A 1,396-nucleotide genomic window follows, 5' to 3' on the forward strand; every position below is an offset into this window, starting at 1 on the left:
CGCGGGTTGCGCGGGTTGCGGCCGAGCGGCCGGTCGATGCGCGGCACCGTGTGCGACAGCCGGTTCGGCGGGCGGTTCGTGCAGCCAGCGCCAGGTCAGCACGGCCGACCCGGCGCACAGCAGCATCAGCGCACCGAATACCGCCGCGAAGCCCAGGTGCGACGCGAGCGACGGCAGCAGCGCCGCGCCGACGCCGCCGCCGAGCGGCACGGCCGTCTGGCGGATGCTCATCGCGAGCCCGCGTTCGCGCTCGCCGAACCAGCGCATCACCGCGCGTCCGCTCGATCCGTTCACGCTGCCGCCGAGCAGGCCGACGCAGCACATCGCCACGACGACGCGCGCCAGCGGCGGCACCGCGTGCGCGCTCGGGACGATCGTGCACACCATCAGCGCGAGCATCGCGGCCGTCGCGACGAGCCCGGTCAGCAGCACGCGGCGATCGCCGAAGCGGTCGGCGGCGATCCCCCACGGCAGCTCGGACAGCGCGACGCCGAAGCCGAGCGCGCCGAGCACGAGGCCGAGTGCGCCGTTGTCGAGGTGGTAGGCCGAGCGCATCCACACGGCGGTGGTCGGGATGCCGGCCGCCGCGGCCGAAAAGCTCATGTTCGCGGCCACGCCGGCGGCCAGCACGCGCCAGCGATGGGACGGGCCGCGTACATCGCGGGCGGGCGAGGAGGGGGAGGCGATGCAGGTGGTATCCATGGCGGCAGGCCCGGTTGGAAATTGACATCCACAGTCTGGCGACCTACATTCATCCTGAAAATCGGAAAGTTCTTGATGAATCGTTCGAGAAAACAGGATGGTTGAAATGCCCGGACAAGACATTCCACGCGGCGGCGGCGAGTCGCTCGCGCTGGCCGATGCCGCGCTGGCCCGGCCCAACTTCGACGTGGCGGCGCTGCGCAGCCTCGTCGCGGGCGTGGATCTCGGCAGTTTCGCGAAGGCGGCCGACCGCGTCGCGCGCTCGTCGTCGGCGGTGAGCGCGCAGATCCGCAAGCTCGAGGAGCAGGCCGGCACGCCGTTGTTCGTGAAATCCGGGCGCGGGCTTGCGCTGACCGATGCCGGCGACGCGATGCTGCGCTATGCGCGGCGGATGATCGAGCTGAACGACGAGGCGGCCGCGGCCGTTCGCGGCGTCAATCTCGACGGCTGGGTGCGCATCGGGTTGCAGGAGGATTTCGGCGAGGCGATTTTGCCCGACGTGCTCGGGCGGTTCGCGCGCGCGCATCCGAAGGTGAGGATCGAGGCGCGCGTGGCGCGCAATGCCGACCTGCTCGACCGGCTCGACGCGAACCAGCTCGATCTCGCGCTGGTGTGGGGCGATCCGGTGTCGGCTGCGCTGCTGTCGCGGCCGGGTATCGACAGCGAGGTGATCGCGCAGGTGCCGATGCAGTGG

General features: G+C 71.4%; 2 protein-coding genes. One reads left to right on the forward strand and one right to left on the reverse strand.

What is annotated here, in order from left to right; genetic code table 11:
* The coding region (locus DPV74_RS41335; RefSeq protein WP_162923335.1) for an MFS transporter at nucleotides 1-702 on the reverse strand (702 nt) is incomplete at its 3' end.
* A gap of 106 nt (nucleotides 703-808) precedes the next feature.
* Here DPV74_RS41335 and DPV74_RS41340 point away from each other — a divergent pair.
* A partial coding sequence (locus DPV74_RS41340; protein ID WP_119339286.1) for a LysR family transcriptional regulator occupies nucleotides 809-1,396 on the forward strand: 588 nt, incomplete at its 3' end.

It is taken from the genome of Burkholderia sp. HAN2018 (genome assembly GCF_024704855.1).
Lineage (GTDB): Bacteria > Pseudomonadota > Gammaproteobacteria > Burkholderiales > Burkholderiaceae > Burkholderia > Burkholderia cepacia.